This is a genomic window from Streptomyces sp. NPDC055239 (assembly GCF_053606205.1).
The window spans coordinates 1-25,031 of record NZ_JBSGRD010000010.1 but is presented as its reverse complement, the minus strand read 5'-3'; the positions used below and the strand labels follow the sequence as shown (position 1 = coordinate 25,031).

Sequence of the window (25,031 nt, the reverse complement as noted above, 5' to 3'; positions counted from 1 at the left end):
CCGGTCCTGTATCGGGTGACGGTGGCGGCCGGGTCACGTAAGGCGAGCCGGGTACGGTATGCCCGGACAGCACACCGCCGGACCACACAAGGGTGCGGTCGGGACTGACGGAGAGGGCTGGAATAGCTATGGAAGAGCCGCGTCGCCTCGGCGGGCGGTACGAGCTGGGCCAGGTGCTCGGCCGAGGCGGGATGGCGGAGGTTTACCTCGCGCACGACACCCGCCTCGGACGCACCGTGGCGGTGAAGACGCTGCGGGTCGACCTCGCGCGTGACCCGTCGTTCCAGGCCCGGTTCCGCCGTGAGGCCCAGTCGGCCGCCTCGCTCAACCATCCTGCGATCGTCGCGGTCTACGACACCGGCGAGGACTACGTGGACGGGGTCTCGATCCCGTACATCGTGATGGAGTACGTCGACGGGTCCACCCTGCGAGAGCTGCTGCACTCCGGGCGCAAGCTGCTGCCCGAGCGCGCCATGGAGATGACCATCGGCATCCTCCAGGCCCTGGAGTACTCGCACCGCAACGGCATCGTCCACCGCGACATCAAGCCCGCGAACGTCATGCTGACGCGCAACGGCCAGGTCAAGGTCATGGACTTCGGCATCGCCCGCGCGATGGGCGACTCCGGGATGACGATGACGCAGACGGCGGCGGTCATCGGCACCGCGCAGTACCTCTCGCCGGAGCAGGCCAAGGGCGAGCAGGTGGACGCGCGAAGCGACCTCTACTCCACGGGCTGCCTGCTCTACGAGCTCCTGACCGTCCGCCCGCCGTTCGTGGGCGACTCACCGGTCGCGGTCGCCTACCAGCACGTACGGGAAGAGCCCCAGTCCCCCAGCGTCTTCGACGGCGAGATCACGCCGGAGATGGACGCCATCGTCCTGAAGGCCCTCACCAAGGACCCGGACTACCGCTACCAGTCGGCCGACGACATGCGCGCCGACATCGAGGCCTGCCTCGACGGCCAGCCCGTCCAGGCCACCGCAGCCATGGGCGCGGTCGGCTACGGCGGCCACCCGGACGACCAGCAGACGGCGATGCTGCGCCCGCAGAACGGCGGCGGCCAGACATCGATGATGCCGCCGGTCGGCCCGGACGACGGCTACGACGACCATTCACGCCGTCGCCCGAAGAAGAGCAATACCTCCACGATCCTGCTGGTGCTCGCGGGTCTCCTTGTCCTGGTGGGCGCGATCCTGATCGGGAAGTGGGCGTTCACCGGCGGCGGTGGCAACGATTCGATCAAGGCACCGAACTTCGTCGGCGAGAAGCTCGCCGACGCCAAGCAGTCGGCCAAGAACGTGGACCTCGTACTCGACGACTCCGAGCACAAGCCGTGCGAGAAGTACCCGAAGGGCGAGATCTGCGCCCAGGACCCGGGCGCGAACGCCACGGTCAAAAAGGGCGACACGATCAACGTGACGGTCTCCACGGGGGCGCCGAAGGTCGCGGTACCGAGCGTCATCGGCCTGAACATCGAAAAGGCCACCGAAAAGCTCGAGAGCCCCAAGTACCAGTTCAAGGTCGAGCCCAACCAGGTGGAGTCGCCCGAAACCCCCGGTGATGTTCTCGAACAGGACCCGACATCTGGCACTGAGGTGCAAAAGGGCAGCAAGATCACCCTTGACGTGGCCAAGAAGGCCGCCAAGTCCGTGGTCCCCGACGTCAGCGGCAAGACCTGCGAAGAGGCCAAGGCCCAGCTGAAGAGCAACGACCTCGTCGGTACGTGCGAGGAAGAAGAGAACGCGGACGTCGATCCCGGCAAGGTGTTCTCGCAGAGCCTCGCCCCGCAGACCGAGGCCGACCCGAACTCCACGGTCACGCTGAAGGTCGCCAAGGCCGCCGAGAAGGCCACCGTGCCCACTCTCACCGGCCAGAAGCTCAAGGACGCCCGCAAGGCCATCGAGGACGCCGGTCTGACGGTCGGCACCATCACGGGCCCGCAGGACGACGACGCCCTTGTGGTCCTCTCCCAGCCCTCCGCCAACGAAGAGGTCGATCCCGGCTCCGGGGTCAACCTGACCACGGCGGGCGGCAACCAGGGCGACAACGGCGGCGGGAACGACGGAGGCGGCTTCCTCGGAGGCAACGCGGGCTTCTCCCGCCACAACAAGGACTGACCCCGCCTGACCCCGCCGCAGTACTTACTGCAGCACACGGGAAGAGCCCCGGAGACCGCCGAGCAGGCGGTGTCCGGGGCTCTTCCCGTGTGTGGTGCCGATGCCGGACTCACTCCAGCTCGGCCGGCGGCGTCCGCTTGTTGTCGACCTTCTCGACCCGCTCCAGCTCGCCCCACACCACGTAGCGGTAGTTGGACGTGTAGACCGGCGTGCACGTCGTCAGGGTGATGTAGCGGCCCGGCTTCTTCGCGCCGGATTCCTTCGGGACCGGGTTCAGGACGTTCACGTTGTACTTCGACGTCTCGGGCAGGGTCGAGTACACCTTGTACACGTACCACTTGTCCCGGGACTCGAAGACGATCGCGTCGCCCTTCTTGATCTTGTCGATCTTGTGGAACTTCGCGCCGTGGCCGTCGCGGTGCGCGGCCAGCGTGAAGTTGCCTTCCTTGTCCTCGGGAAGGGCCGACTTGATCGGGTCCTCGTAGTAGCCCGCGACACCGTGGTTGAGCACCTTGCTGCTGGTGCCTTTGCTGACCAGGACCTCGCCGCCGCCCATCGCGGGGACATGGAGGAAGCCGATGCCGTCCTTGGTGTTCAGGTTCCCCGGGCCGCCCGCCCAGCGATCGCGCACCTTGTCGCCCTGCTGGTGCGCCTCGCGGTCCGCGACGACGTTGGTCCACCACAGGGAGTAGGCGACGAAGAGACCGAGCACCAGGCCCGCGGTGATGAGGAGTTCACCGAAGACGCTGACCGCCGTGGCGATGGGACCGCGGCCCCGCGGCCGTGGTGTCCGCGCGGGTGCGGGCGTCTCGGCCTGCTCCTCGTCGTGGTCGGCGTGGTCGGCGTGGTCGGTCGTCGCTGCCACTGGATCTGCCCCGTTCTCACCGTGCTAGTTGACGAGCGCGCTCGGCTTTCCCTTGCCGCGCGGCCGTTCCTCGACCATCTTGCCCCAGACGATCATTCGATACTTACTCGTGAATTCCGGGGTACAGGTGGTCAGTGTGATGTACCGGCCCTCTTTGGTGAAGCCCGAACCGGGAGGGACAGGGCCGATCACCGAGGTGTTGCTCGGCTGGGTCTGCGGCAGGATGCTCGCCATCTTGTAGACGAAGTACTCGTCCTGCGTCTCCACGACGATGGGGTCGCCCGGTTCGAGCTGATTGATGTACCGGAACGGCTCGCCATGGGTGTTGCGATGCCCGGCGACCGCGAAGTTGCCCTTCTTGGCGTCCGGCATGGGCGTCTTGGTGGCGCCCTCGTTGTAGTGGCCGACCATGCCGCGGTCCAGGACCTTCGCCTTGTCGATGCCCTCGGCGATCGGCACGACCACGTCGAGGCGCGGGATGTGCAGGAGCGCGAAGCCCTGGCCCGGCGCGAAGACGCCCGGCTTGCCCTTGCCCTTCGCCCACGACTCCTGGAGGTCGCTCGCGGCGCCGTCGGCCTGCTGGTGGGCGCGGATGTTCGTCCACCACAGCTGGTAGGTGACGAAGAGAAGCATCAGCACGCCTACGGTGATGAACACCTCGCCGATCCCCCGGCTCACCACGGCCCCGGCGGAGGGCCTGCGGGCGCGCTCGGCGCGACGGGCCTCCACACGGGAGAGGGGGGCCACGGACTTCGCAGACTCCACAGACTCCGTGGAAGGGCGCGGGGCGGCGCGAGAGGGGCCCTTCTTGGCGGCCTTGCGACGGGCTGCCCGGCCTCCGCCTTCCGGCGGCACTTCGGTCGGCACTTCGGCGACCGGCTCCGGGTCGACTATTCGGCGCGTGTCCGCCGTCCTCAGCCCTACCGTCTCGTCGTCGAACGGTGGTTGGGACTGTTGGGGTTGGGGCTGCTGGGGCTGTTGAGGTTGGGGCTGTTGGGGTTGCGGCTGCGGGGCCTCAGGTATCGATTCGTACGTCGGCTTCCGCACCCCGTGCCAGTCACGGGCGTACCCCTCGGGGTCGTACCACTCCTGCTCCGGTTCCGGAGCCTGCGGTTCAGGCTGCGGAACCGGCTCCGGCTCCGCGGGCCCGCTGCGGAACCACGGCGAAGGATGCTGACCCGGCAGTGGATCGGTCAGCGGATCGGCGAGGTGGTCGACGGCCGCCTCGAACGCCCCGGGCTCCTCAAACGCCCCGGACTCCCCGTGCGACGCGTACTGCTCGTCGTGCGGAAGTCCTGAGGAGTCGCGCTCGGGGCGCAGCGCGGTCACGCCGTGGCCCTGCCCACCACCGGGGCAAGACCGCTCGACCGACCGACCGCCCCCTCGTCCCCGCACTCGACCAGCCAGTTGGCGAGCATGCGGTGGCCGTGCTCGGTGAGCACCGACTCGGGGTGGAACTGCACGCCCTCGACCGGCAGCTCACGGTGGCGCAGGCCCATGATGATGCCGTCCTCCGTACGCGCGGTCACCTCGAGCTCGGCCGGAACCGTGGTCGGCTCGGCGGCGAGCGAGTGGTAGCGCGTCGCGATGAACGGCGACGGAAGGCCGGCGAAGACGCCCTTGCCGCCGTGCGTCACCGGGGACGTCTTGCCGTGCAGCAACTCCGGCGCACGGTCCACCACGCCGCCGTACGCCACCGCCATCGACTGCATGCCGAGGCAGACGCCGAAGACGGGCACACCGGTGTCGGCGCAGTGCCGCACCATGTCCACGCAGACGCCGGCCTGCTCGGGTGTGCCAGGTCCCGGCGAAAGGAGGACACCGTCGAAGCCGTCCTGGGCGTGGCGCAGCTCGACCTCGTCGTTGCGCACGACCTCGCACTCGGCACCCAGCTGGTAGAGGTACTGGACGAGGTTGAAGACAAAGCTGTCGTAGTTGTCGACCACGAGGATGCGGCGGGGACGGCCTTCGGTGCTCACCGGGCGCACCGGGCTCACAGGACTCGCAGGGCTCACTGGCCGTCCACCGTCACGTCGTTGAAGGGAAGCAGCGGCTCGGCCCAGGGGAAGACGTACTGGAAGAGCACGTAGACCGCAGCGAAGACGAGCATCAGTGAGAGCAGCGCCCGCACCCATGCGTTTCCCGGCAGATGCCGCCAGATCCAGCCGTACATGCCGTCCCTTCCGTAGCCGTACGGCACCAGACTAACGGCGCAGTGCCTCCGGTTTCCCGGCCTCGACGGGCTGGGTCGCATCGAGGTGCGCCCAGACGATCAACCGGTGGCTGTGGCCCCACTCTGGCTCACAGGTTGTAAGGGTGAGGTAACGGCCAGGACCGTCGAATCCGGACTTTCGCGGAACCGCGTCGATGACGCCGATGTCGCCGGGCAGCGTCTTGTAGGGCTTCTTGTCGATGCGGTACGTGAACCAGGTGGCGCCGTCGGTCAGGACCACGGGGTCGTTCGGACGCAGCTTCGGGAAGTCCTTGAACGGGTCCCCGTACGTGCGGCGATGGCCGGCCACGGAGAAGTTGCCCCGCTGGCCGAGCTGCGCGGTGTCCCCGTAGTGACCGAGCCCCTTCTTAAGGATGTCGGTCCCGGTGCCCTGGAGCACCGGCTTGTTCCACGTGAAACCGAACCGCGGGATGTACATGACGGCGAAGGGCTTGCCGTCCTCGTAGGGATCGGGCTTCTTCGGCGACGACGTCGTTGAAGGCTCGTCGTCCGTACGCGCGGGCACCGAACCCCGCGCCCACTGGTCCTGCAGCCTGTCGATCTGGCCGTCCATGGCGTTGTCGGCCTTCACTCCGGTCCAGAACAGGACGTACACCACGAAAAGCACGATCAACGTGCCGACGGTGATGCACAGTTCGCTGAACGTCCTGACGAGCACTCGCACCGACACAGGCTCCCCCAGCGGCTTGCTCCACGGGCGGTTTACTCCACGGGCTTCGCGTAGTGGAGATCCACTGTGCCCGAGTAGCCGGGAAGAGTCATCGCCCCGTCGTCATCGACTTTCCAGCCGAGGCCGTACGCGTTGACGTACAGCATGTAGTTCTGGATCTGCGGAGAGGCGGCGAGCGCCGTCTTGAGCTTCTCCGGGTCGCCCACCGCCGTCACCTTGTACGGCGGCGAGTAGACGCGGCCCTGGAGGATCAGGGTGTTTCCCACGCAGCGGACGGCGCTGGTGGAGATGAGCCGCTGGTCCATGACCTTGATGCCCTTGGCGCCGCCCTGCCAGAGCGCGTTGACCACGGCCTGGAGGTCCTGCTGGTGGATGACCAGGTCGTTGGGCTGGGGCTCGGGGTAGCCGGGGAGCTTGGCGGTGGCGTTCGGCGGGGCGTCGGCGAGGGTGACGGAGACGGCGTCACCGCTGAGCTTCTTGGTGCCCGCGTTCTTCTCCAGGGCCTTGAGCCGCGCGTCGTCGGCCTTCGTGCCGCCGTTGTCGCGCTCGGCCAGGGACTCGACGTCGTCGCGCAGCGAGCCGTTGGACTCGTCGAGCTTGCCGTTCTTGTGGCTGCGCTCCTCGATCAGGTCGGAGAGCTTCAGCAAAGACGCGTCGGTACGGATGTTCGTACCCTTGGCCGTGTTGAAGCTGGTGAAGAAGATGAGGCCCGCGAGCGCGAAAACGGCGGCCGTCAGGAGCCGGACCGGCCGCCAGCGAGGACGGCGACCCGGACCTGCGGGGGAGTCGGCAAGATTGCTCAACGTACCCTTATCTCCTTCAGCGCCGCGGAAGCACTACGCTAACGGACGCCCGGGGGAGGGCTCAGCTCCCCGTATCGACAGGAGAGACCCTCGTGCCGAAGTCACGGATCCGCAAGAAGGCCGACGATTACACGCCGCCCGCGAAGAAGGCGACGAACATCAAGCTGACCAGCCGTAGCTGGGTGGCTCCGGTGATGCTAGCGATGTTCCTCATCGGGCTCGCCTGGATCGTCGTCTTCTACGTCACCGACGGCAAACTGCCGATCGACCCGCTGGGCAACTGGAACATCGTGGTCGGCTTCGGCTTCATCGCCGCGGGGTTCGGCGTCTCCACGCAGTGGAAGTAGCGCCGTTCCACCGGCTGCGAACACGCTCTTCGGAGCGGTGAGAGCAAGCCTTGCCCTGAGTTATCCACAGCGCTATCCACACTGGGGACCAAACTGGGGAAAAGAAAGACGATCTGTGGATAACCCTCGTGATGTTGACGCCGGTATGACTGGTCGATCGTCATCCGAGCCACCACTGGCCCCTTGTCCTTCCTGGGGAAACCCAGGTCAGTGACAAGGGGCACAGCTGTTCCCCACAACATGCACAAGATCCGGCACACGCTGTGGACAACCTGGGGCTTCGGACGGTGTCCGAGCCCCGACAGCCGGTTTCAGAAGTCTTCAGAAGTCTTCAGAAGTCGGTTTCAGACGAGCTGAGCGGTCCTGATGATCACGGTCGCAAGGACCACGACAAGGACCACGGCACAGGTCCCCCACTGCACGAGCGATCGCCGCTCGCGGGGCGCGTGCACCATCCCGTACGCGATCGCGACACCGGCGACCAGACCGCCGACGTGCGCCTGCCAGGCGATACCGCTCCAGGTGAACGTGAAGAGCATGTTCAGCGCGAGCAGCGCGATGACCGGGCGCATGTCGTAGTTCAGGCGCCGCATCAGGACCGCGGTGGCGCCGAGCAGGCCGAAGATGGCTCCGGATGCCCCGAGCGAGGCGTCACTCGCGTCGACGAGGACATAGGTGAGCGCGCTGCCGGCCAGGCCGGAGAGCAGGTAGAGCGCGAGGTAGCGGGCGCGGCCGAGCGCGGCTTCCAGGGGGCCGCCGAGCCACCACAGGCCCAGCATGTTGAACGCGATGTGCCAGATCTCCTGGTGCGCGAACATGGACGTGACCAGGCGGTACCACTGGCCCTCGGCGATGCCCTCGGTCGGCGCGTACGGATAGGGCGGCCATTCGCCGAGCAGGACGAGATCGCCGACGAGCCGCTCGTTCACCTGGATCGCGATGAACACCAGGACGTTGATCGCGATCAGGATCTTGGTGATCAGACGCGGATCGGCGGCGATCGAGCCGCCCGCGATGGTGCGCGGCTGGTTGGCCGCGGGCGCGTGCCCGGTGCCCGATCCCTCGCTCACGCACGCGGGGCACTGGAAGCCGACCGAGGCGCTGATCATGCACTCCGGGCAGATGGGGCGCTCGCAGCGGGTGCAGCTGATGCCGGTCTCGCGGTCCGGATGCCGATAGCAGCGGGGCAGGCTCGATGCGTCCTGTGGCCCCTGCGGGCTGCCTGGTGCCTGATCCATGGGGTCCCCTCAATATCCGTACGAAGGCATGGCTACGCCCACACGTGCGAACGCGCCGCCCCGCCCTTCCTTACGGATGGGCGGGGCGGTTTGGTTCCCTCGCGGGGTGCGCCGGTGTCAGTGAAGTGCGCTGATGTCGGCGAAGTGCGCCGATGTCAGCGGGGTGCGCCGGTGTCAGGCGCCGCGGGTCTCGATGACGACGGACTCGATGACCACGTCGTTCACCGGGCGGTCGGTGCGCGGGTTGGTCTGCGTGGCCGCGATCTCGTCGACGACCTTCTGGCTCGCCTTGTCGGTGACCTCACCGAAGATGGTGTGCTTGCGGGTGAGCCAGGCGGTCGAGGAGACCGTCACGAAGAACTGGGAGCCGTTGGTGCCCGGGCCCGCGTTGGCCATGGCGAGCAGGTAGGGCCTGTCGAAGGCGAGGTCGGGGTGGAACTCGTCCTCGAACTCGTAGCCCGGGCCGCCCGTGCCGTTGCCCAGCGGGTCACCGCCCTGGATCATGAAACCGCTGATGACGCGGTGGAAGACGGTGCCGTCGTAGAGCCTGCCCGAGGTCTTCTTGCCGGTCTCCGGGTTTACCCACTCGCGCTCGCCCTGGGCGAGCTCGACGAAGTTCTTGACCGTCTTCGGCGTGTGGTTGGGGTGCAGCAGCACCTCGATGTCGCCGCGGTTGGTCTTCAGGGTGGCGTAAAGCTGCTCGGCCACGGTCCGCCTTCCGTTGTCTTCTCTGACGCCCCGATCCTCGCACGGCCCGATTGGGACGAGTACCCACCGAGTGGGCGCGCGCCGGGACGATCCGTGGCATTGTCGGCGAAGAACTCTCCTTGTACCGATTTGATCAAATTGATCGCACCCGGATGCCCGCCCTCTCATGCCTCGGAGTCATCCGGAAGGCATGATCCTTGAAAGGGTGGAAAGGTGACATACCTATAAGCCACCGAGGAGGAGGATCCCGTGACCCGCATCGACAGCGTGCGCGCCGCGACCGGTTCCGCGAGGGACAGCGTGCGGCATGCCGCGGAGGCGGTGGCCCCCTACGCCGGCACGGCCAAGGAACAGGCCGTCCAATACGCGCACGAAACCCGCGTACGTCTCGCACCCAAGGTGTCGCAGGCCGCTGAGCAAGCCCGTGTCCAGTACGGCGCTCACGTCGGCCCGCGCATCGAGCAGGCCCGTACGCACGTGCCGCCGAAGGTCGACCACGCCGCGCACGAGGCCGCCGTCCGCACCCGCAGGGCTGCCGGGCAGACCCGCAAGGCCGCCAAGCAGGCCGCCGAGTACTCGAAGCCGCGGATCGAGCACGCCGTGGCCGCGACCGCGCCCGTCCGCGAGGAGGCGGCGTCCCGCGGCTCCGCGGCGCTGTCCGCCCTGCGCGGTGAGGTCTCTCGCAAGGAGATCCAGCGGCTGACCCGCAGGCACAACCGCCGCGCTCGCGCCGGGCGCGTGGCCAAGGGCCTCATCGTCCTGGGCGTCCTGGCGGGTGGTGCGGTCGCCGCCTGGAAGTGGTGGGACAAGCAGGCCAACCCGGACTGGCTCGTCGAGCCGCCGGCCGCGACGGAGGTCCCCGACAGCACGCCGCTGACCTCGGTCGACGGCAGCGGTCAGACGTCCCTGGACCCCGAGGTCCAGGCCAAGCAGGCCGAGTCGGAGGCCGCACAGCGCGACGACCTGCGCTGAGCCGAACAACGCCGTAGGGCGGGACCACCTCACAGGTGGTCCCGCCCTACGGCGTTTCACCAGGGCGCCCCCGCCCCCCGTACGGCGAACACGGTCGCGGAGTTGCCCCTTCGGGGACCGCTCAGCACGACTCCTCCAGGTAAGTACGCGTCAGAGCACCGGCGCGCGTGAACCAGTCGGCGAGTACGGCGATCTCGTCCGCCGAGTAGTCCGCGAAGAGCTCTGCGAGGAGCGCGTAATACGGGCCGTGGACCGCCTGCACACGCTCGGCGGCTTCTGGGACCGCGGTGATGCGCACCCGGCGCCGGTCGGCGGGGTCGGGCCGGCGGATCACGAATCCGCCGCGCTCCAGGCGGTCGACGATGCCGGTCACCGCTCCCGTCGTGACGTGCGCGTGCTCGGCCAAGTCGCCCGCAGTCACCGGAGAGTCCCCGGCCTCCAGGACGCGCGCGAAGCAGACGAGGTCCGTGACGCTCAGACCCAGGTTCCGGGCGAACTCCTGCTGGCCGACGAGGCGCGTCGCGACGAGTTCGTCCATGGCGCTCATCGCGTCCGAGGCAGCGGGGCGGGGCTTGCCTTCCATTGAATTCCCTTAGTGCATGAGATAAATTCCTCACCCGGTAAGCCATCGTAGGACCTGCGGGTACGAGGGGGTAGGTGCGTGAGTGGGCAGCACGATGACGGGCACACCATAGCGGGATGGGTCGGGACTGCTGTCGCCACAGTCGGGGCTCTGGTCATGGGCGTCGGCGTCATCGGCTGGAGCCCGGGGATCTGGGTGGGGCTGGCCACCTTGGTGGCGGCGGCGCTGATCACGTGGGTTCTGCACCTGGCCGGTTGGGGCAAGCCGCCCGGCCTGCGGGCTGCCGCCCAGCAGGGCCTCAAGGTGCGGGACCGCGTGGCGCGCGAGGGGCACGCGGACTGCCTCGGGTGCCGAATGGCCGGAAGGCGCGGTACTCCAGTGGGCGTGGCTTAGCCGTCGCCCCGATGGAAGCCGTCGGCTGCGCCGGGGCGGAGCCCGGGTTGCCCGTCCGGTGTCAGTCTCGGAGGCCTTGATCGACCCGCCGTAGTCCCGGTGGCGCAGGATTTGAGAGGGGCCACGTCGACGACGTGGCCCCTTTTTGTTCCGGCTGTCCCTACGCGACTTTGCTCCGGCTGCCCCTACGCGACGGCGTCCAACGCCGGTGCGACGACGGCGAAGGCCTGGTCGGTCAGCGTGGCGGGGTCCTCGGCGCCGTCGCTGTCGCTCCATCGCTGCAGCACGGTGTCGAAGGCGACCAGGGCCATTCCGGCGGCCAGTTGCGGGTAGAGGTCCGCCTTGGAAGCCGCGTTCAACCGGTTGGCCACTTCCACCGCGAGCTCGTCGCGCCACTGCGCCTGTCGCTCCAGGAAACGGGCGAGCAGGGAGGGGGTGCCCAGAATCAGCTGGACCACGCGCAGCGCCTGATCGGCATGGCCGGCGCAGGCGTCGATGGAGGCCCAGATGGTGTGCCGCAGTGCGACGGACGGCGGCTCCTGGGCGGGGCGGCCCGCGAGTTCCGCGCACATGACGGTGCCCATTTCGGCCAGGAACTGGATGACCACGTCCTCCTTGGACGCGAAGTACCGGAAGAAGGTCCGCTTGGACACGCCCGCCGCAGCGACGATCTCGTCGATCGTGACCGCTTCGAACCCCTTCTGGGCGAGCAGCCTCAGCGCGGCTCCGGTCAGCTCGTCCGAGACGAGTTGACGCTTGCGTTCGGCCAGGCTCACTCCGGGATGGGTAGTCACCCTCCCAGCCTACATCTCATGCCTTCGATGTCACCAAGGCGCGGCTTGACACTGAATGCCACATGAGGCAGCTTGTGCCGCATGAGCGATAAGCAGCACTGGACCGCCGAGCAGATTCCCGACCAGAGCAAGCGCGCGTTCGTCGTCACCGGGGCCAACAGCGGCCTCGGCCTGGCGACGACCCGGGCACTCGCGAGCAAGGGTGCGCACGTGATCCTCGCCGTGCGGGACGAGGCCAAGGGGCGCCGGGCGGTCGCGGAGATCACCGCCGAGCACCCGGACGCCGAGCTGGAGGTCCGCCAGGTCGACCTGGCGGACCTGGACTCGGTCCGTGCCTTCTCCGACCGGCTGCACGCCGACCGGTCGAGCCTGGACGTGCTCATCAACAACGCCGGTCTGATGGCGCCGCCACGGACCCTCAGCCCGCAGGGCAACGAAGTGCAGTTCGCGGCCAACCACCTCGGCCACTTCGCGCTCACCGGCCTGCTGCTCGACCTGCTCGCGGTCGGCAACGACCCCCGTGTGGTCACGGTGAGTTCGCCCAACCACCGCAAGGCGAGCATCTTCTTCGACGACATCTCCGGCGAGCAGAAGTACTCGCCCATGGGGTACTACGACCAGTCGAAGCTGGCCAACGCCGTCTTCGGCTGGCAGCTCCACCAGCAGCTGACGGCCGTCGGCAGCCCGGTGCGCAGTCTGCTCGCCCACCCCGGCTACACCTCCACCAACCTGCAGACGAGTGCGCCCGTCGCCATGGTGAAGTTCCTGTTCGGCCGGCTGCTCCTCCCGCTGGCCCAGTCCCCTGCCCAGGGCGCGCTGCCCTCGCTCTACGCGGCGACCGCTCCGGGTGTCGAGGGCGGGCAGTTCATCGGCCCCGACGGCATGGGCGAGCTGCGCGGTGCGCCGAAGCGGGTGGAGCTGGCTCCGAGGGCCTCCGACGCCACGACCGGCCGTCGGCTCTGGGAGCTGTCGGAAGAGCTGACCTCCGTGCGGTTCGGGTTCCCGGCCGCTGCCTGAGTCACCCGAAAGGTACGAACGTGGCAGGTACGAACGTGGCAGGTACGAACGTGGCCTCGAACACCACCGGGAGCAGTCCCTGGATCCGCCGGTACAACCCGGCCGAGAACGCGCGCGCGAGGCTGCTGTGCCTGCCGCACGCCGGCGGATCCGCGTCGTTCTACCTTCCGCTCTCCCGGGAGCTCGGGCCCGACGTCGATGTCCTCACCGTTCAGTACCCGGGACGCCAGGACCGTCGGCACGAGCCGTGCATCGACTCCGTCACCGGGCTGGCCGACGCGCTGGTCGACGAGGTGCTTCCCTGGGCGGACCGGCCGTTCGCGATCTTCGGGCACAGCATGGGCGCCATGGTCGCCTTCGAGCTCGCCCTGCGTCTTGAGCGCCGGGGAACGCGGCCGCTCGTGGTCTTCGCCTCCGGGAGGCGCGCACCCTCCCGGAGACGCGAGGACACCGCTCCCGTACATCTGCGCGACGACAAGGGCATGATCGCGGAGTTGCGGGCACTCAGCGGTACCGACGCACGGGTCTTCGAGGACGAGGAGCTCCTGCGGATGGCGCTGCCCGCCATCCGCAGCGACTACAGGGCTGCCGAGACCTACCGTTATGTTCCGGGGCCTCGGCTGGCCGCTCCTGTCCATGCGCACGTGGGCACCGAAGATTCCAAGGTGACCCTCGACGAGGCGCGCTCGTGGGCGGACCACACGGACGGCGGTTTCGCCTTGCACACCCACCCGGGCGGCCATTTCTATCCGACCGGACAGATGCCGAGGGTTGCCGCCGCGGTGTCCCGGGAGATTTCGGGGCTCCTCTTGCAGAAAAGCCTATAGCGGGCATACGGCGGTGGCACAAAGTGACCGGCGGTCGTGTGAACTACCTCACTATCCAAAACATCGAACGCCTTTCGGTCGACTGTCTTGTAAGTTGAATCGACATTCGAATACGAGTCACGCAAGGCGTTGAAAGACGTGGGGGACGTGGGGGACGTGATCGAAATAGATGTTGACAGCCTGCCAGCATACCCGTTCATAGGTCCGGACGACAATCCATTTATTCCAGTCAAGGAAGCCGACCTGGAGCGGCTCGGGGGGCCCATAGGTAAAGTACGGCTTCCTTTCGGGGGATGGGCCTGGCTCATCACCCGACACCAGGACGTGCGGCAATTGCTGCGGCACCCCGGTTTCAGCTCCGATCAGTACAAGCCCGGTTTTCCGGTGCTGAACCCGATTCCGCCGAAGCAGGACGACGCCTCGGGTCTGTTCATCTTCATGGACGGCGAGGCGCACAGCCGACTCCGGCGGATGCTGACCGCCGAGTTCATGATCAAGAACATCCGGCGGATCGAGCCGCTCATCGAGGAGACGGTGATCGAGGCGCTGGAGCGGATGCGGGGCCTCGGGGCGCCCGTGGACCTGATGTCCGAGTTCGCGCTGCCGGTGCCGTCGATGACGATCTGCCACCTGCTCGGCGTCCCGTACTCCGACCAGGACTTCTTCCAGCACCACAGCCGCGTGATCATGGACCGCGAGTCCGGCCCTGCTGAGGTCGACGAGGCTCTCGGCGCTCTTGCCGGCCTGCTGGGTGACCTGGTCGAGGCCAAGCGGACCGACCCCGGCGACGACCTGCTCAGTCGGCTCGTGATCGAGCGTGTGGTGCCTGGGGAGCTCCGGAAGGACGAGCTCGTCAGTCTGGCCATGCTCCTGCTCGTCGCGGGGCACGAGACCACCGCGAACATGATCGGCCTCTCGGCCCTCGTGCTCCTCCAGCATCCCGAGCAGCTTGACGCCCTGCGCGAGGACCCGAGCCTGGCGCCGGGCCTGGTCGAGGAGCTGCTCAGATACCTCACGGTCGTGCGCACCGGACTGCCCCGCCTCGCCATGGAGGACGCGGAGATCGGCGGTCAGAAGATCCGCGCGGGCGAGGGCGTCGTGGCGATGCTGGCGATGTCCAACCGGGACAGCTCGGTCTTCGGCGACCCGGAGCTGTTCGACCCGGTACGGCGCGAGGCGCACCGGCACATGGCGTTCGGCTTCGGCCTGCACCAGTGCATCGGCCAGCCGCTGGCGCGGGCCGAACTGCGGGTGGCCCTCGTCGAACTGGCCCGCCGCTTCCCCGGGCTGCGGTCCGAGACGGCTCTGGCCGACGCGGCGCAGCGCCCCATGGCGGTGACGTTCGGCGTGGCCGAGCTTCCGGTGACGTGGTGACCATGCGCATCACGGTGAACAGGGAGCTGTGCGTGGGCTCCGGGAACTGCGTGGAGATCGCCCCGGAGGTGTTCGACCAGGACGATCAGGAGGGTCTGGTGGTGCTGCGGATGACCGAGCCGCCCGAGGATCTCCAGGAGTCCGTCGACCTGACCTCTCAGATGTGTCCGGTGGGCGCGATCGAGGTCCAGAAACACGTGCCCACTCAATAGTCGTGTCACCGCCTGGTCATGTGGTGAAGCGATACCGGGGGAAAGCATTTCGATCCGCATCGCGGAACCGGCCCGAAGCCTGAGATCTCTGTTGGGCGGGCGGAGGGCCGGTCACGGATCCGTTACTCGCGAGTACTGAAATTCACGAAGGCGTGGAGCTTAATATTCCGTTTCTCGTGCGCCCGGATTCATTCGACTGCTGCCACCTTCGGGCATTTTGACTCGATTGGCGCGAGTGTGCCGAAAAGGCTCCTGAGGTCTATCGGCACGCGTTCTTGGCCCCCTGTAGGAATTCTGTACCGCAGGGGGAGAGTGTGATGAATTAGCCGGGGGGCGTTCGAGTTGAACGGAAGAATTCAAGCACGAGTTGTCGTATTCGATCCGCATCCGTACGCGCGGCTCGGCATTCGCAGAGCACTTGAGCAGGATCCCGCACTCGTCGTGGCCGGTGAGGCGGGCGACATCGTCGAACTCCTTTCGGCGGTGGAGGCGTACGCACCGGATGTCGTCGTGGTGGAAGGGCAGCTACGGATCCACCATCTGCGGGAGCTCACCGGGATCGACGCCGCCCTGGTCGTCGTGGGGGACGTGGACACCGCCACGCACTGGATCCGCTTCACCCAGGCGAACGTGCGTGCCCTCGTCCACTACGACGATCCCGAGGAGGAGCTGGTCGAGGCGGTCCGCCGGGCGATCGACGGCACCGGCTACGTCTCTCCTGGCCTCAGCGGGGCGCTGCTCAAGCTCACGCGCGCCATGCTGCCGCGGCACCTGTCGGCGGTGCCCACGCACGCACCGCTGACCTCACGCGAGTCCGAGGTGCTCCAGCTGGTGCGCAGGGGCATGGCCAACAAGGCGATCGCCCGCCGCATGGGTCTCAGCGAGAAGACGGTCAAGTTCCATGTCTCCAACGTGCTCGCGAAGGCGCACGTGGAGTCCCGGGCCCAACTGATCGCCTCGGCTGCGGCCATGTGAGAGCGGAGCGGGGCAACGGAGCGGGGGTGTGCGCACGGTTCGACCGTGCGTACACCCCCGTCCTCGTGCCCGGGGCGAAGCCTGGTCGAAGGTCCAGGTTCCACGGGGCGGACCTGGACCGAAGCCCAGCTGTCGAACCCCGCCCTCTGGCCGAAGTACTGCCTACGGCCGGAACCAGATACTCGCCGTATGAAGCCATCCATGTCAGGTCAGCGGGAGACCGACGGCGCCCACGACACCGCCGTCGCAGTGATCGGAGCCTCGGTCCGCGTCCCCTCGGCGTCCAGCCCGGCGGAGTTCTGGCGCCTGCTGACGGAGGGCACCGACGCCGTCACCTCCTGGCCGACGGAGCGCGGCCCCGGCAGCCGGTCCTGGCGTGCTGGCTTCCTGGACGACGTCGGCACCTTCGACGCCTCCTTCTTCGGCGTGGAGCCCGACGAGGCGGCCGCGATGGACCCGCAGCAGCGGCTCGCCCTTGAGCTGGTCTGGGAGGCGATGGAGGACGCCGGCGTTCGCGACGACCGGCTGCGGGGCTCACGCACCGGAGTGTTCGTCGGCGTCTCCTCCGACGACTACGCCGCCCTCGCCGCCCGCAGCGACCGGGCGGGCAGGGGCGAACTGCACGACTTCACGGGCCGGCACCGCGCCATCATCGCCAACCGGGTCTCCTGGTCCCTCGGACTGCAGGGCCCCAGCTTCGCCGTCGACGCGGCGCAGGCCTCGTCGCTGGTCGCCGTCCACCTGGCCTGCGAGAGCCTGCGCAGCGGAGACTCCGACCTCGCCTTCGCCGGCGGCGTGAACCTGATCCTCTCGCCGGAGAGCATGCGGACCACGGCCGGTCTCGGCGCCCTGTCCGCCAAGGGCCGCTGCGCCACCTTCGACGAGAGCGCCGACGGGTTCGTACGCGGCGAGGGCGGCGGAGTGGTCCTGCTCAAGCCGCTCGCCCGGGCCATCGCCGACGGCGACCCCGTCTACTGCGTCATCCAGGGCAGCGCCGTGAACAACGACGGCGGCGGCGACCGGCTCACCGACCCCGACGTCGCCGGCCAGCGGGACGTCCTGCGCCGCGCCTACGCCGACGCCCGGATCAGCCCCGAAGCCGTCCAGTACGTCGAACTCCACGGCACCGGCACCCCCGTCGGCGACCCCGTAGAAGCCACGGCCGTGTCCGACGTCATCGGCCGGAGCACCGAGGGGGTCAGGCCCCTGCGGGTGGGATCGGTGAAGACGAACGTCGGCCACCTGGAGGCCGCCGCCGGCATCGTGGGCCTGCTCAAGGCCGCCCTGTCCCTGCGCCACCGCCGGCTGCCGCCCAGCCTGCACTTCAGCACCCCCAACCCGGCGATACCCCTGTCCGAGCTGAACCTGCGGGTACAGACCGAACTCGACGTCTGGCCTGCCCCCGACGCCCCGCTCGTGGCGGGCGTCAGCTCGTTCGGCATCGGCGGCACCAACTGCCATGTGGTCCTGGCCGAAGCGCCGTACACCGGACGGCCCGACACCCCGGTCACCCGCCCCGCGACCGGCCGCCCCGTGCCCTGGGTGCTGTCCGCCCGCACCGGCCGCGCCCTGGACGCGCAGGCCACCCGTCTGCTCAGCCACCTCCAGCAGCAGCCTGCGGTGAACGTCGCCGACATCGCCCGGTCGCTGGCGGTCGGCCGGTCCACGTTCGAGCACCGCGCCGTCGTCGTCGGAACGGACAGGGACGAGCTCACGGCGAGCCTGGAACGTCTCCACGACGAAGCGGTCAACGGTGTCGCCACGACCGGCAGGACGGCCTTCCTGTTCTCCGGCGTCGGGTCCCACCGCGTCGGCATGGGGCGGGAACTGTACGCGACGTACCCGGTCTTCGCCGACGCCCTCGATGAGGTGCTCGACCACTTCGTCCCCGGTCTCGACCTGCGCGAGGTGCTGCTCGGCGACCTCGACGACGACGCGTCAGCCGAAGCCCTCGACGGCATGCGCTACATGCAGCCCGCCCTGTTCGCCTTCCAGGTCGCCCTCTACCGCCTGGTCACCTCCTGGGGCGTCGCACCGGACCTGCTCGTCGGCCACTCCTTCGGCGAGATCGTCGCCGCCCACGTGTCCGGGGCCCTGCCCCTGGCCCACGCGGCCGCCCTCGTCGCCGCGCGCGGCGAACTGATGGAGGAACTGCCCCCCGGCGGCGCCATGATCGCCGTCGAGGCGACCGAGGAGGAACTGCTCGCGGCTCTCGACGGCGTCGACGACGTCGCGGTCGGCGTCGTCAACGGGCCGCGGGCCGTCGTGCTCTCCGGAGCCGACGAGGCGGTCACCCGGATCGCGGACGAGTTCCGCGCCCGCGGCCACCGCACAAACCGGCTGCGGGTCCAGAACGCCGCCCACTCGCCGCTGATGACGCCCATGCTGGAGGAGTTCGGCCGCAGGATCCGCGGCCTCGCCGTCTGTGAACCCGGCATCCCGATCGTCTCCACCGTCACCGGGCGGACCGGGGCCGCCCTGACGGAGGACTACTGGATCGGACACCTCGGCGCCACCGTCCGCTTCCACGACGCGATCGCCGCCTGCCGCGAGCAGGGCGTGACCCGGTTCGTCGAACTCGGCCCGGGCAGCGTACTGACCCCGCTCGTCCCGACGTCCGAGACGGACCTCGCGGTGGCCTTGCAGCACCACGACCGGCCCGAGCCGCAGGCGTTGCTCACCGGGCTCGCCGAGGCCTGGGCCACCGGTGTCCCCGTCGACTGGGCCGAGGCGATCGGTGAGGCCCGCACCGTCGACCTGCCCACCTACGCCTTCCAGCGCCGCCGCTACTGGCTCGACGAACGCCCGGCCACCGCCGAGGCCGAGGAGCACCTGAGCTCCGCGACGCTCGCCCTGCGCGACCGCATCCGCAGCGAGCCGGACGGATTCCTGGTCCGCTGGCTGGCCGGTCACCTGGCGGAGACCATCGGCTCTGCCCCGGCCGGCCACGACGCGACCTTCCGCGACCTGGGCCTGGACTCCATCCTCTCCGTAGAGCTGCGCAACCGCCTGGTGTCGGCGACCGGCCTGCGCATGCCCGCGAGCGTCCTGTTCGACTATCCGACGCCGAGAGCGCTCGCCGCGCACCTGCACGACCGGATCGTCGGTGTCCTCGACGCCGCCGAGGACACCCGGGCCGCCGCCGCCCCGACGACTGCGGCCGACGAGGACCCCATCGTCATCGTCGGCATGGCCTGCCACCTGCCCGGCGGGATCGACTCGCCGCAGGAGTTGTGGCAGGCGCTCGTCGACGGCGTGGACGCCACGTCGGAGTTCCCCACCGACCGCGGCTGGGACCTGGCGAGCCTCTACGACCCGGACCCGAACCACCCCGGCACCACCTACGCGCGCCGGGGCGGATTCCTGTCCGGGGCAGGTGAGTTCGACGCGGAGTTCTTCGGGATCAGCCCGCGTGAAGCCGTGGCGATGGACCCGCAGCAGCGGCTGCTTCTGGAGACCGCCTGGGAGGCCCTGGAGCGGACCGGTGTCGACCCGACCTCACTGCGCGGCAGCAGGACCGGCGTGTTCGTCGGTGCCACGAACATGGAGTACGCCCCGCGCCTGGACGCCCCGGCCGACGGCACCGAGGGCTTCCGCCTCACCGGCAACACCACCAGCGTGGCATCGGGCCGTATCTCGTACCTGCTGGGTCTTGAAGGCCCGGCGCTGACCGTGGACACGGCGTGCTCCTCGTCGCTGGTCGCGCTGCACCAGGCGGTGCAGTCGCTGCGCAGCGGGGAGTCCACCCTGGCTCTGGCCGGCGGTGTGACGGTGCTGTCGACGCCGGGCATGTTCGTCGAGTTCTCCCGTCAGCGCGGCCTCGCCCCCGACGGCCGCTGCAAGCCGTTCTCCGACGACGCCGACGGCACGGGCTGGGCCGAGGGCGTGGGCATGGTCGTGGTGGAGCGGCTTTCCGACGCCGAGCGCCACGGTCACCAGGTTCTGGCGGTCGTGCGTGGTTCGGCGGTGAACCAGGACGGCGGCAGCAACGGTCTGACCGCGCCGAACGGTCCTTCGCAGCAGCGGGTGATCCAAGACGCGCTGACCAGTGCGCGGCTGGGTTCGGCCGACGTGGACGTGGTGGAGGCGCACGGCACCGGCACGTCGCTGGGTGACCCGATCGAGGCGCAGGCGCTGCTGGCGACGTACGGCCAAGGGCGGGACGAGGAAAGGCCGTTGTGGCTGGGTTCGATCAAGTCGAACATCGGGCACACGCAGGCGGCGGCGGGTGTCGCGGGCATCATCAAGATGGTGCAGGCCATGCGCCACGGCGTCATGCCGCGCTCGCTGCACGTGGACGAGCCCTCGCACCATGTGGACTGGGAGTCCGGTGCCGTCAGCGTGCTGACGTCCCAGCAGGAGTGGCCCGAGCCGGAACGGCCGCGGCGTTCCGCGGTGTCGTCGTTCGGTATCAGCGGGACGAACGCGCACGTGATCCTCGAAGCGCCGCCGGTCACGGAAGAAGAGCGGTCGGCGGCCGAGCCGGTACGCGACGGCGTCGTGCCGTGGGTGCTGTCGGCGCGGAGCGAGACGGCGTTGGAGCAGCAGGCGGCCCGGCTGCTCGCCCGGATCGGGGAGGACTCCGGCCTCGATACCCGGGATGTCGGGTTCACGCTGACGACGGGGCGTGCGGCCCTTGAGCACCGGGCGGTGGTTCTCGGTGGTGGTGGCTCGGAGTTTGCCTCCGGTCTGAAGGAGTTGGCCGTCGGCCGCCCGGCGACAGGTGTTGTCGCGGGGCGCGCGGCGTCCTCTGGTGCCTCTGACGGTGTGGTGTTCGTGTTCCCGGGTCAGGGTTCGCAGTGGATCGGCATGGCCCGTGAACTGCTGGAGTTCTCGCCGGTGTTCGCGGCGCGGATGGCGGAGTGCGCCGCCGCTCTGGAGCCCTACGTCGAGGGCTGGTCGCTGCTGGAAGTGGTGCGGGGCGGCGATGAGGAGGTGTTGCGGCGCGTTGATGTGGTGCAGCCGGTCCTGTTCGCGGTGATGGTGTCGCTGGCAGATTTGTGGCAGTCGTTGGGGGTGCGTCCGGCCGCGGTGGTCGGGCATTCCCAGGGCGAGATCGCGGCCGCATGTGTGGCCGGGGCGCTGACGCTGGAGGATGCGGCGCGGGTGGTGGCGCTGCGCAGCCGCGCGATCCTGCGGCTGTCGGGGCGTGGCGGCATGGTCTCGGTGCTGGCTCCCGAGGAGCAGGTGACCGGACGGCTGTCGGATGGACTGCAGGTCGCGGTGGTCAACGGGCCCGAGCAAGTCGTGGTCTCCGGCACTCCCGACGAGCTCGACGCCTTGATCGCCGGGTGTGAGGTGGACGGGATACAGGCGCGTCGTATCGCGGTCGACTACGCCTCGCACTCGCCGCAGGTCGAAGATTTGAAGGGGGAACTCCTCGACGTACTCGGTGAAATTGAGCCCCGCAGCGGTCGGGTCCCGTTGTTCTCGACGGTGTACGGCGAGGCGATCGACACCGCGGTGATGGATGCGGAGTACTGGTTCACCAACCTGCGTCAGACCGTCCGCTTCGACGCCGCCCTGGAGGCACTGCTTGAGGCGGGGCACCGCGTCTTCGTCGAGAGCAGCCCCCACCCCGTGCTGACGGGCGCGGTGACCCAGGCCGCGGAGAGCAGCGGCGTGGCCGGTGTGATCGCGGTCGGCACGCTCCGCCGCAACGAGGGCGAGGAGTCCCGGCTGCTGCAGAGCCTGGCCGAGGTGTTCGTCGCGGGCGTCGACGTGGACTGGTCACCGTGGGTAGCGGGCGGACAGCTTGTCGAGCTGCCGACCTACGCCTTCCAGCGCCGCCGCCACTGGCTACCGGCGAGCCGTTCGGTGGTGGACGCCGCCGGGCTCGGACTACATGCGGCCGGGCACCCGCTGCTCGGCGCGGCCGTGCGCCTCGCGTCCCAGGACGGACTTGTCCTCGCCGGTCAGCTCTCGCCGCACACCCACCCGTGGCTGGAGGACCACGCCGTGTTCGGCACGGTCATCCTTCCCGGCACCGCCTTTGTCGAGCTGGCGCTGCATGCCGGTGGCGAGGTCGGCTGCGAGGTGCTGGAGGAGCTGACGCTGGAGCGTCCGCTGGTGCTGTCGGGGGACGCGTCGGTGGCGGTGCAGGTGTCGGTGGGGGCTGCGGACGATGCGGGGCTCCGGCCGGTCGCTGTCCACTCCCGGGTCCAGGACACGGACGTGGACGCGGGGGTGAAGTGGGTCCGGCACGCTGTGGGAGTACTGGCCGCCGGCCCGGTGGTGGCGCAGGAGAGGCTGGAGGGCGCGTGGCCGCCCGCAGGAGCCCAGCGCGTTGACATCGCCGACGCGTACGAGCGGCTGGCCGATGTGGGATACGGATACGGGCCCGTGTTCCAGGGCCTGCACGCCCTCTGGAGCGCGGGGGACGAGTTGTTCGCCGAGGTGCGGTTGCCGACCGAGGCGGACGAGTTCGGCGTTCACCCGGCACTGCTGGACGCAGCGCTACACCCGTTGCTGGCCGGAGAGCTGTGGGTGCCGTTCTCGTGGAGTGGGGTGCGGCTGCATTCAGTGGGCGCGTCCGCCCTGCGGGTACGGCTGACGCGGAACGCCGATGGCGCTGTGCGGCTCGTGGCGTTCGACGGTGCGGGCCTGCCGGTGGTGACGGTGGACGAGTTGCGGTTGCAGCCGATGTCGCAGGAGCAGCTGGGTGCGGCGATGGCCACTGATCCGCTGTTCGAGGTGCAGTGGACAGATGTTCCGGTTCCGGACGGTGCCGGGGGTGTGCCGGCGGAGGTCGTGGTCGAGTACGTCGAGCCCGGCGGAGACCTCCGTACGGTCGTGGCCGAGGTACTGGAGACACTCCAGAAGTTCTTGGCCGCGTCGGCGGACGACGCGCGGCTCGCCGTGGTCACCCGGGGCGCGGTCATGGAGCAGCCCGACCCGGCGACGGCGGCCGTGTGGGGTCTGCTGCGCTCGGCCCAGACCGAGCACCCCGGGCGGATCCTGGCCCTCGACACGGCGGAGGGCGAGGACCCCAAGGAGGCCCTGGCGCTGGCTGTTGCCTGCGGTGAGCCGCAAGTTGCTGTGGCCGGGGGGCGGTTGTTCGTGCCGCGGTTGGTGCCGGTTGCCGTGGACGCGGGAGTGGTACCGGGGTGGAAGCCGGACGGGACGGTGCTGATCACCGGTGCGGGCGGGGCGTTGGGCGGATTGGTGGCCCGCCATGTGGTGGCCGAGCACGGAGTGCGACATCTGTTGCTGGTCGGGCGTCGGGGCGCTGAGGGCTCGCAGGAGCTGGTCGATGAGCTGACGGCGACCGGCGCGACGGTCTCGTTCGCGGCCTGTGACGTGGCCGACCGAGCCGGGCTGACGGCGGCACTGGCCGGCATTCCCGCCGGGCATCCCCTGACCGCGGTGATTCACGCAGCGGGAGTACTCGACGACGGCGTCGTGACCGCCCTGACACCAGAGCGCCTAGACACAGTCATGCGGCCCAAGGTCGAGGGTGCACGGCTGCTGGATGAACTGACGCGTGATGCGGACCTGGCGGGCTTCGTCCTGTTCTCGTCGGCCGCCGGTGTGATGGGCACCGCAGGACAGAGCAACTACGCGGCGGCAAACGCCTACCTGGACGCGCTGGCCCAGTCACGCCGGGCGGAAGGCCTCACGGCGACCTCGCTCGCCTGGGGTCTATGGACCAGCGACAGCACAATGACCGCCCACCTCGACAACGCCGACCTCGCCCGGTTGTCGCGGAGCGGCCTGGGATCGATGTCGACGTCCCAGGGCCTCGCGCTGTTCGACGCGGCCCTCGCCGCCGACCGGGCGACCATCGTCCCGGCCCGGTTCGACCTGCCGGCTCTGCGGAACCAGGCAGCACAGGGCAGTCTGGCGCCCGTCTTCAAGTCCCTGGTCCGGGCGCCCGCAGTCCGTGCGGTGGCGCCCACTGCCGAGGAAGCCTCGTCGTGGAGCGCGGGCATGGCGGCTCTGGATGCCGCGGACCGTGCGGCTGCACTGCTCGAACTGGTCGGTTCACAAGCCTCATTGGTGCTCGGGCATGGCTCGGCGTCCTCGGTGGACGCGGACCGGGCCTTCCGCGAACTGGGCTTCGACTCACTGACCGGCCTGGAACTACGCCAACGGCTACAGACCGCGACCGGCCTGCGGCTGCCCTCCACCCTGGTCTTCGACTACCCCACCCTGACCGCACTCGTCGGCTTCCTGGACCAACAGATCCAAGGCACCCACACCGGCCCGACCGCCCCTGCGCGGGTCGTGGCGGCCACGGACGACGACCCGATCGTCATCGTCGGCATGGCCTGCCGCTACCCCGGCGGTATCGACTCGCCCCAGGAGCTGTGGCAGGCAACCCTGAACGGTGTCGACGCGATCACCGAGTTCCCCACCGACCGCGGCTGGGATCTGGCGAGCCTCTACGACCCGGACCCGAGCCACCTCGGTACGAGCTACGCGCGCCGGGGCGGGTTCCTGTCCGGGGCAGGTGAGTTCGACGCGGAGTTCTTCGGGATCAGCCCGCGTGAGGCTGTGGCGATGGACCCGCAGCAACGGCTGCTTCTGGAGACCGCCTGGGAGGCCCTGGAGCGCACCGGTGTCGACCCGACCTCACTGCGCGGCAGCAGGACCGGCGTGTTCGCCGGACTGATGTACCACGACTACGGGTCCTGGATGGCGGAGGCGACCGAGGACGTCGAAGGCCTGATGATCACCGGCAACAGCGGTGGTGTCGCCTCGGGCCGTATCGCTTACCAACTGGGTCTTGAGGGCCCGGCGCTGACCGTGGACACCGCCTGCTCGTCGTCGCTGGTGGCCCTGCACCTGGCAGCGCAGGCCCTGCGCAACGGCGAGTGCACCCTGGCACTGGCCGGCGGCGTGACCGTGATGTCCACACCGACGACATTCGTGGAATTCTCCCGACAACGGGCCATGTC

20 protein-coding genes are annotated in these 25,031 nt (G+C 69.2%); 10 read left to right on the top strand and 10 right to left on the bottom strand.

Translation table 11 applies throughout. The features are described 5' to 3' along the window. Window positions 1–128: 128 nt before the first annotated feature. A complete protein-coding gene (gene pknB / locus ACWFRJ_RS28375; RefSeq protein WP_453536791.1) occupies window positions 129–2,120 on the top strand; it encodes a Stk1 family PASTA domain-containing Ser/Thr kinase in 1,992 nt (663 codons plus the stop codon). Between the two features lie 109 nt (window positions 2,121–2,229). On the opposite strand, the gene ACWFRJ_RS28370 is transcribed toward pknB, so the two are convergent. Genes ACWFRJ_RS28370 through ACWFRJ_RS28345 form a run of 6 tightly spaced genes read right to left on the bottom strand, consistent with a single transcriptional unit; the run spans window position 2,230 to window position 6,691 of the window. Further along, window positions 2,230–2,985, bottom strand: coding sequence for a class E sortase (locus ACWFRJ_RS28370; RefSeq protein WP_453536788.1), 756 nt, complete (start codon window positions 2,983–2,985; stop codon window positions 2,230–2,232). A gap of 24 nt (window positions 2,986–3,009) precedes the next feature. Continuing rightward, window positions 3,010–4,314 (bottom strand): class E sortase, encoded by a 1,305-nt coding sequence (locus ACWFRJ_RS28365; RefSeq protein ID WP_453536785.1) that lies wholly within the window; start codon window positions 4,312–4,314, stop codon window positions 3,010–3,012. Continuing rightward, a complete protein-coding gene (locus tag ACWFRJ_RS28360) occupies window positions 4,311–4,964 on the bottom strand; it encodes an aminodeoxychorismate/anthranilate synthase component II (RefSeq protein ID WP_453536782.1) in 654 nt (217 codons plus the stop codon). Before ACWFRJ_RS28360 ends, ACWFRJ_RS28365 begins: the two co-directional genes overlap by 4 nt. A gap of 32 nt (window positions 4,965–4,996) precedes the next feature. Next, the gene (locus tag ACWFRJ_RS28355) at window positions 4,997–5,158 is read right to left on the bottom strand and encodes a hypothetical protein (RefSeq protein WP_361466628.1); all 162 of its coding nucleotides are present in this window, start codon (window positions 5,156–5,158) and stop codon (window positions 4,997–4,999) included. A 31-nt stretch (window positions 5,159–5,189) separates the two neighbouring features. Next, complete coding sequence (locus ACWFRJ_RS28350; RefSeq protein ID WP_453536779.1) at window positions 5,190–5,882, bottom strand: class E sortase; 693 nt, start codon at window positions 5,880–5,882, stop codon at window positions 5,190–5,192. Between the two features lie 38 nt (window positions 5,883–5,920). Next, entirely contained in the window at window positions 5,921–6,691 is a 771-nt protein-coding gene (locus ACWFRJ_RS28345) for a DUF881 domain-containing protein (RefSeq protein ID WP_453536776.1), read from the bottom strand. A 92-nt stretch (window positions 6,692–6,783) separates the two neighbouring features. On the opposite strand from ACWFRJ_RS28345, the gene crgA reads away from it, so the two are divergent. Continuing rightward, complete coding sequence (gene crgA / locus ACWFRJ_RS28340; RefSeq protein WP_160506128.1) at window positions 6,784–7,038, top strand: cell division protein CrgA; 255 nt, start codon at window positions 6,784–6,786, stop codon at window positions 7,036–7,038. A 344-nt stretch (window positions 7,039–7,382) separates the two neighbouring features. Here the strand turns inward: crgA and ACWFRJ_RS28335 are convergent, their stop codons facing one another. Beyond that, window positions 7,383–8,276, bottom strand: a complete 894-nt coding sequence (locus ACWFRJ_RS28335; RefSeq protein ID WP_453536773.1) for a rhomboid family intramembrane serine protease — start codon at window positions 8,274–8,276, stop codon at window positions 7,383–7,385. Window positions 8,277–8,450: 174 nt separating this feature from the next. Further along, window positions 8,451–8,984, bottom strand: coding sequence for a peptidylprolyl isomerase (locus ACWFRJ_RS28330; RefSeq protein ID WP_453536770.1), 534 nt, complete (start codon window positions 8,982–8,984; stop codon window positions 8,451–8,453). Between the two features lie 249 nt (window positions 8,985–9,233). Here ACWFRJ_RS28330 and ACWFRJ_RS28325 point away from each other — a divergent pair, with 249 nt between their 5' ends. Beyond that, window positions 9,234–9,956 carry a DUF5324 family protein gene (locus ACWFRJ_RS28325; RefSeq protein ID WP_453536767.1) on the top strand — a complete coding sequence of 241 codons (723 nt, stop codon included), beginning with the start codon at window positions 9,234–9,236 and terminating at the stop codon, window positions 9,954–9,956. Window positions 9,957–10,077: 121 nt separating this feature from the next. On the opposite strand, the gene ACWFRJ_RS28320 is transcribed toward ACWFRJ_RS28325, so the two are convergent. Then, on the bottom strand, window positions 10,078–10,539 hold the full coding sequence (locus tag ACWFRJ_RS28320) for a MarR family winged helix-turn-helix transcriptional regulator (protein WP_453536764.1): 462 nt from the start codon (window positions 10,537–10,539) through the stop codon (window positions 10,078–10,080). Window positions 10,540–10,617: 78 nt separating this feature from the next. Here ACWFRJ_RS28320 and ACWFRJ_RS28315 point away from each other — a divergent pair, with 78 nt between their 5' ends. Beyond that, on the top strand, window positions 10,618–10,932 hold the full coding sequence (locus tag ACWFRJ_RS28315) for an HGxxPAAW family protein (protein WP_453536761.1): 315 nt from the start codon (window positions 10,618–10,620) through the stop codon (window positions 10,930–10,932). A gap of 185 nt (window positions 10,933–11,117) precedes the next feature. Here the strand turns inward: ACWFRJ_RS28315 and ACWFRJ_RS28310 are convergent, their stop codons facing one another. Beyond that, on the bottom strand, window positions 11,118–11,726 hold the full coding sequence (locus ACWFRJ_RS28310; RefSeq protein WP_453536758.1) for a TetR family transcriptional regulator: 609 nt from the start codon (window positions 11,724–11,726) through the stop codon (window positions 11,118–11,120). A gap of 81 nt (window positions 11,727–11,807) precedes the next feature. Between ACWFRJ_RS28310 and ACWFRJ_RS28305 the strand changes: the two genes are divergently transcribed. The 6 genes from ACWFRJ_RS28305 to ACWFRJ_RS28280 all read left to right on the top strand — a co-directional run. After that, window positions 11,808–12,743, top strand: coding sequence for an oxidoreductase (locus ACWFRJ_RS28305; RefSeq protein ID WP_453536755.1), 936 nt, complete (start codon window positions 11,808–11,810; stop codon window positions 12,741–12,743). 20 nt (window positions 12,744–12,763) lie between these two features. Continuing rightward, window positions 12,764–13,570, top strand: a complete 807-nt coding sequence (locus tag ACWFRJ_RS28300) for a thioesterase II family protein (protein ID WP_453536752.1) — start codon at window positions 12,764–12,766, stop codon at window positions 13,568–13,570. A 384-nt stretch (window positions 13,571–13,954) separates the two neighbouring features. Next, on the top strand, window positions 13,955–14,944 hold the full coding sequence (locus tag ACWFRJ_RS28295) for a cytochrome P450 (RefSeq protein WP_453536749.1): 990 nt from the start codon (window positions 13,955–13,957) through the stop codon (window positions 14,942–14,944). Between the two features lie 2 nt (window positions 14,945–14,946). Further along, window positions 14,947–15,156 (top strand): ferredoxin, encoded by a 210-nt coding sequence (locus ACWFRJ_RS28290; RefSeq protein ID WP_453536746.1) that lies wholly within the window; start codon window positions 14,947–14,949, stop codon window positions 15,154–15,156. A gap of 342 nt (window positions 15,157–15,498) precedes the next feature. Further along, window positions 15,499–16,131, top strand: a complete 633-nt coding sequence (locus ACWFRJ_RS28285; protein WP_453536743.1) for a response regulator transcription factor — start codon at window positions 15,499–15,501, stop codon at window positions 16,129–16,131. 189 nt (window positions 16,132–16,320) lie between these two features. Continuing rightward, a partial coding sequence (locus ACWFRJ_RS28280; protein ID WP_453536740.1) for an SDR family NAD(P)-dependent oxidoreductase occupies window positions 16,321–25,031 on the top strand: 8,711 nt, incomplete at its 3' end.

Coding starts and splice junctions, on each gene's coding strand:
- ACWFRJ_RS28355 (WP_361466628.1), bottom strand. CDS start 5,158: ATGTACGGCTGGATCTGGCGGCATCTGCCGGGAAACGCATGGGTGCGG.
- ACWFRJ_RS28320 (WP_453536764.1), bottom strand. CDS start 10,539: ATGGAAGGCAAGCCCCGCCCCGCTGCCTCGGACGCGATGAGCGCCATG.
- ACWFRJ_RS28305 (WP_453536755.1), top strand. CDS start 11,808: ATGAGCGATAAGCAGCACTGGACCGCCGAGCAGATTCCCGACCAGAGC.
- ACWFRJ_RS28290 (WP_453536746.1), top strand. CDS start 14,947: ATGCGCATCACGGTGAACAGGGAGCTGTGCGTGGGCTCCGGGAACTGC.
- ACWFRJ_RS28335 (WP_453536773.1), bottom strand. CDS start 8,276: ATGGATCAGGCACCAGGCAGCCCGCAGGGGCCACAGGACGCATCGAGC.
- pknB (WP_453536791.1), top strand. CDS start 129: ATGGAAGAGCCGCGTCGCCTCGGCGGGCGGTACGAGCTGGGCCAGGTG.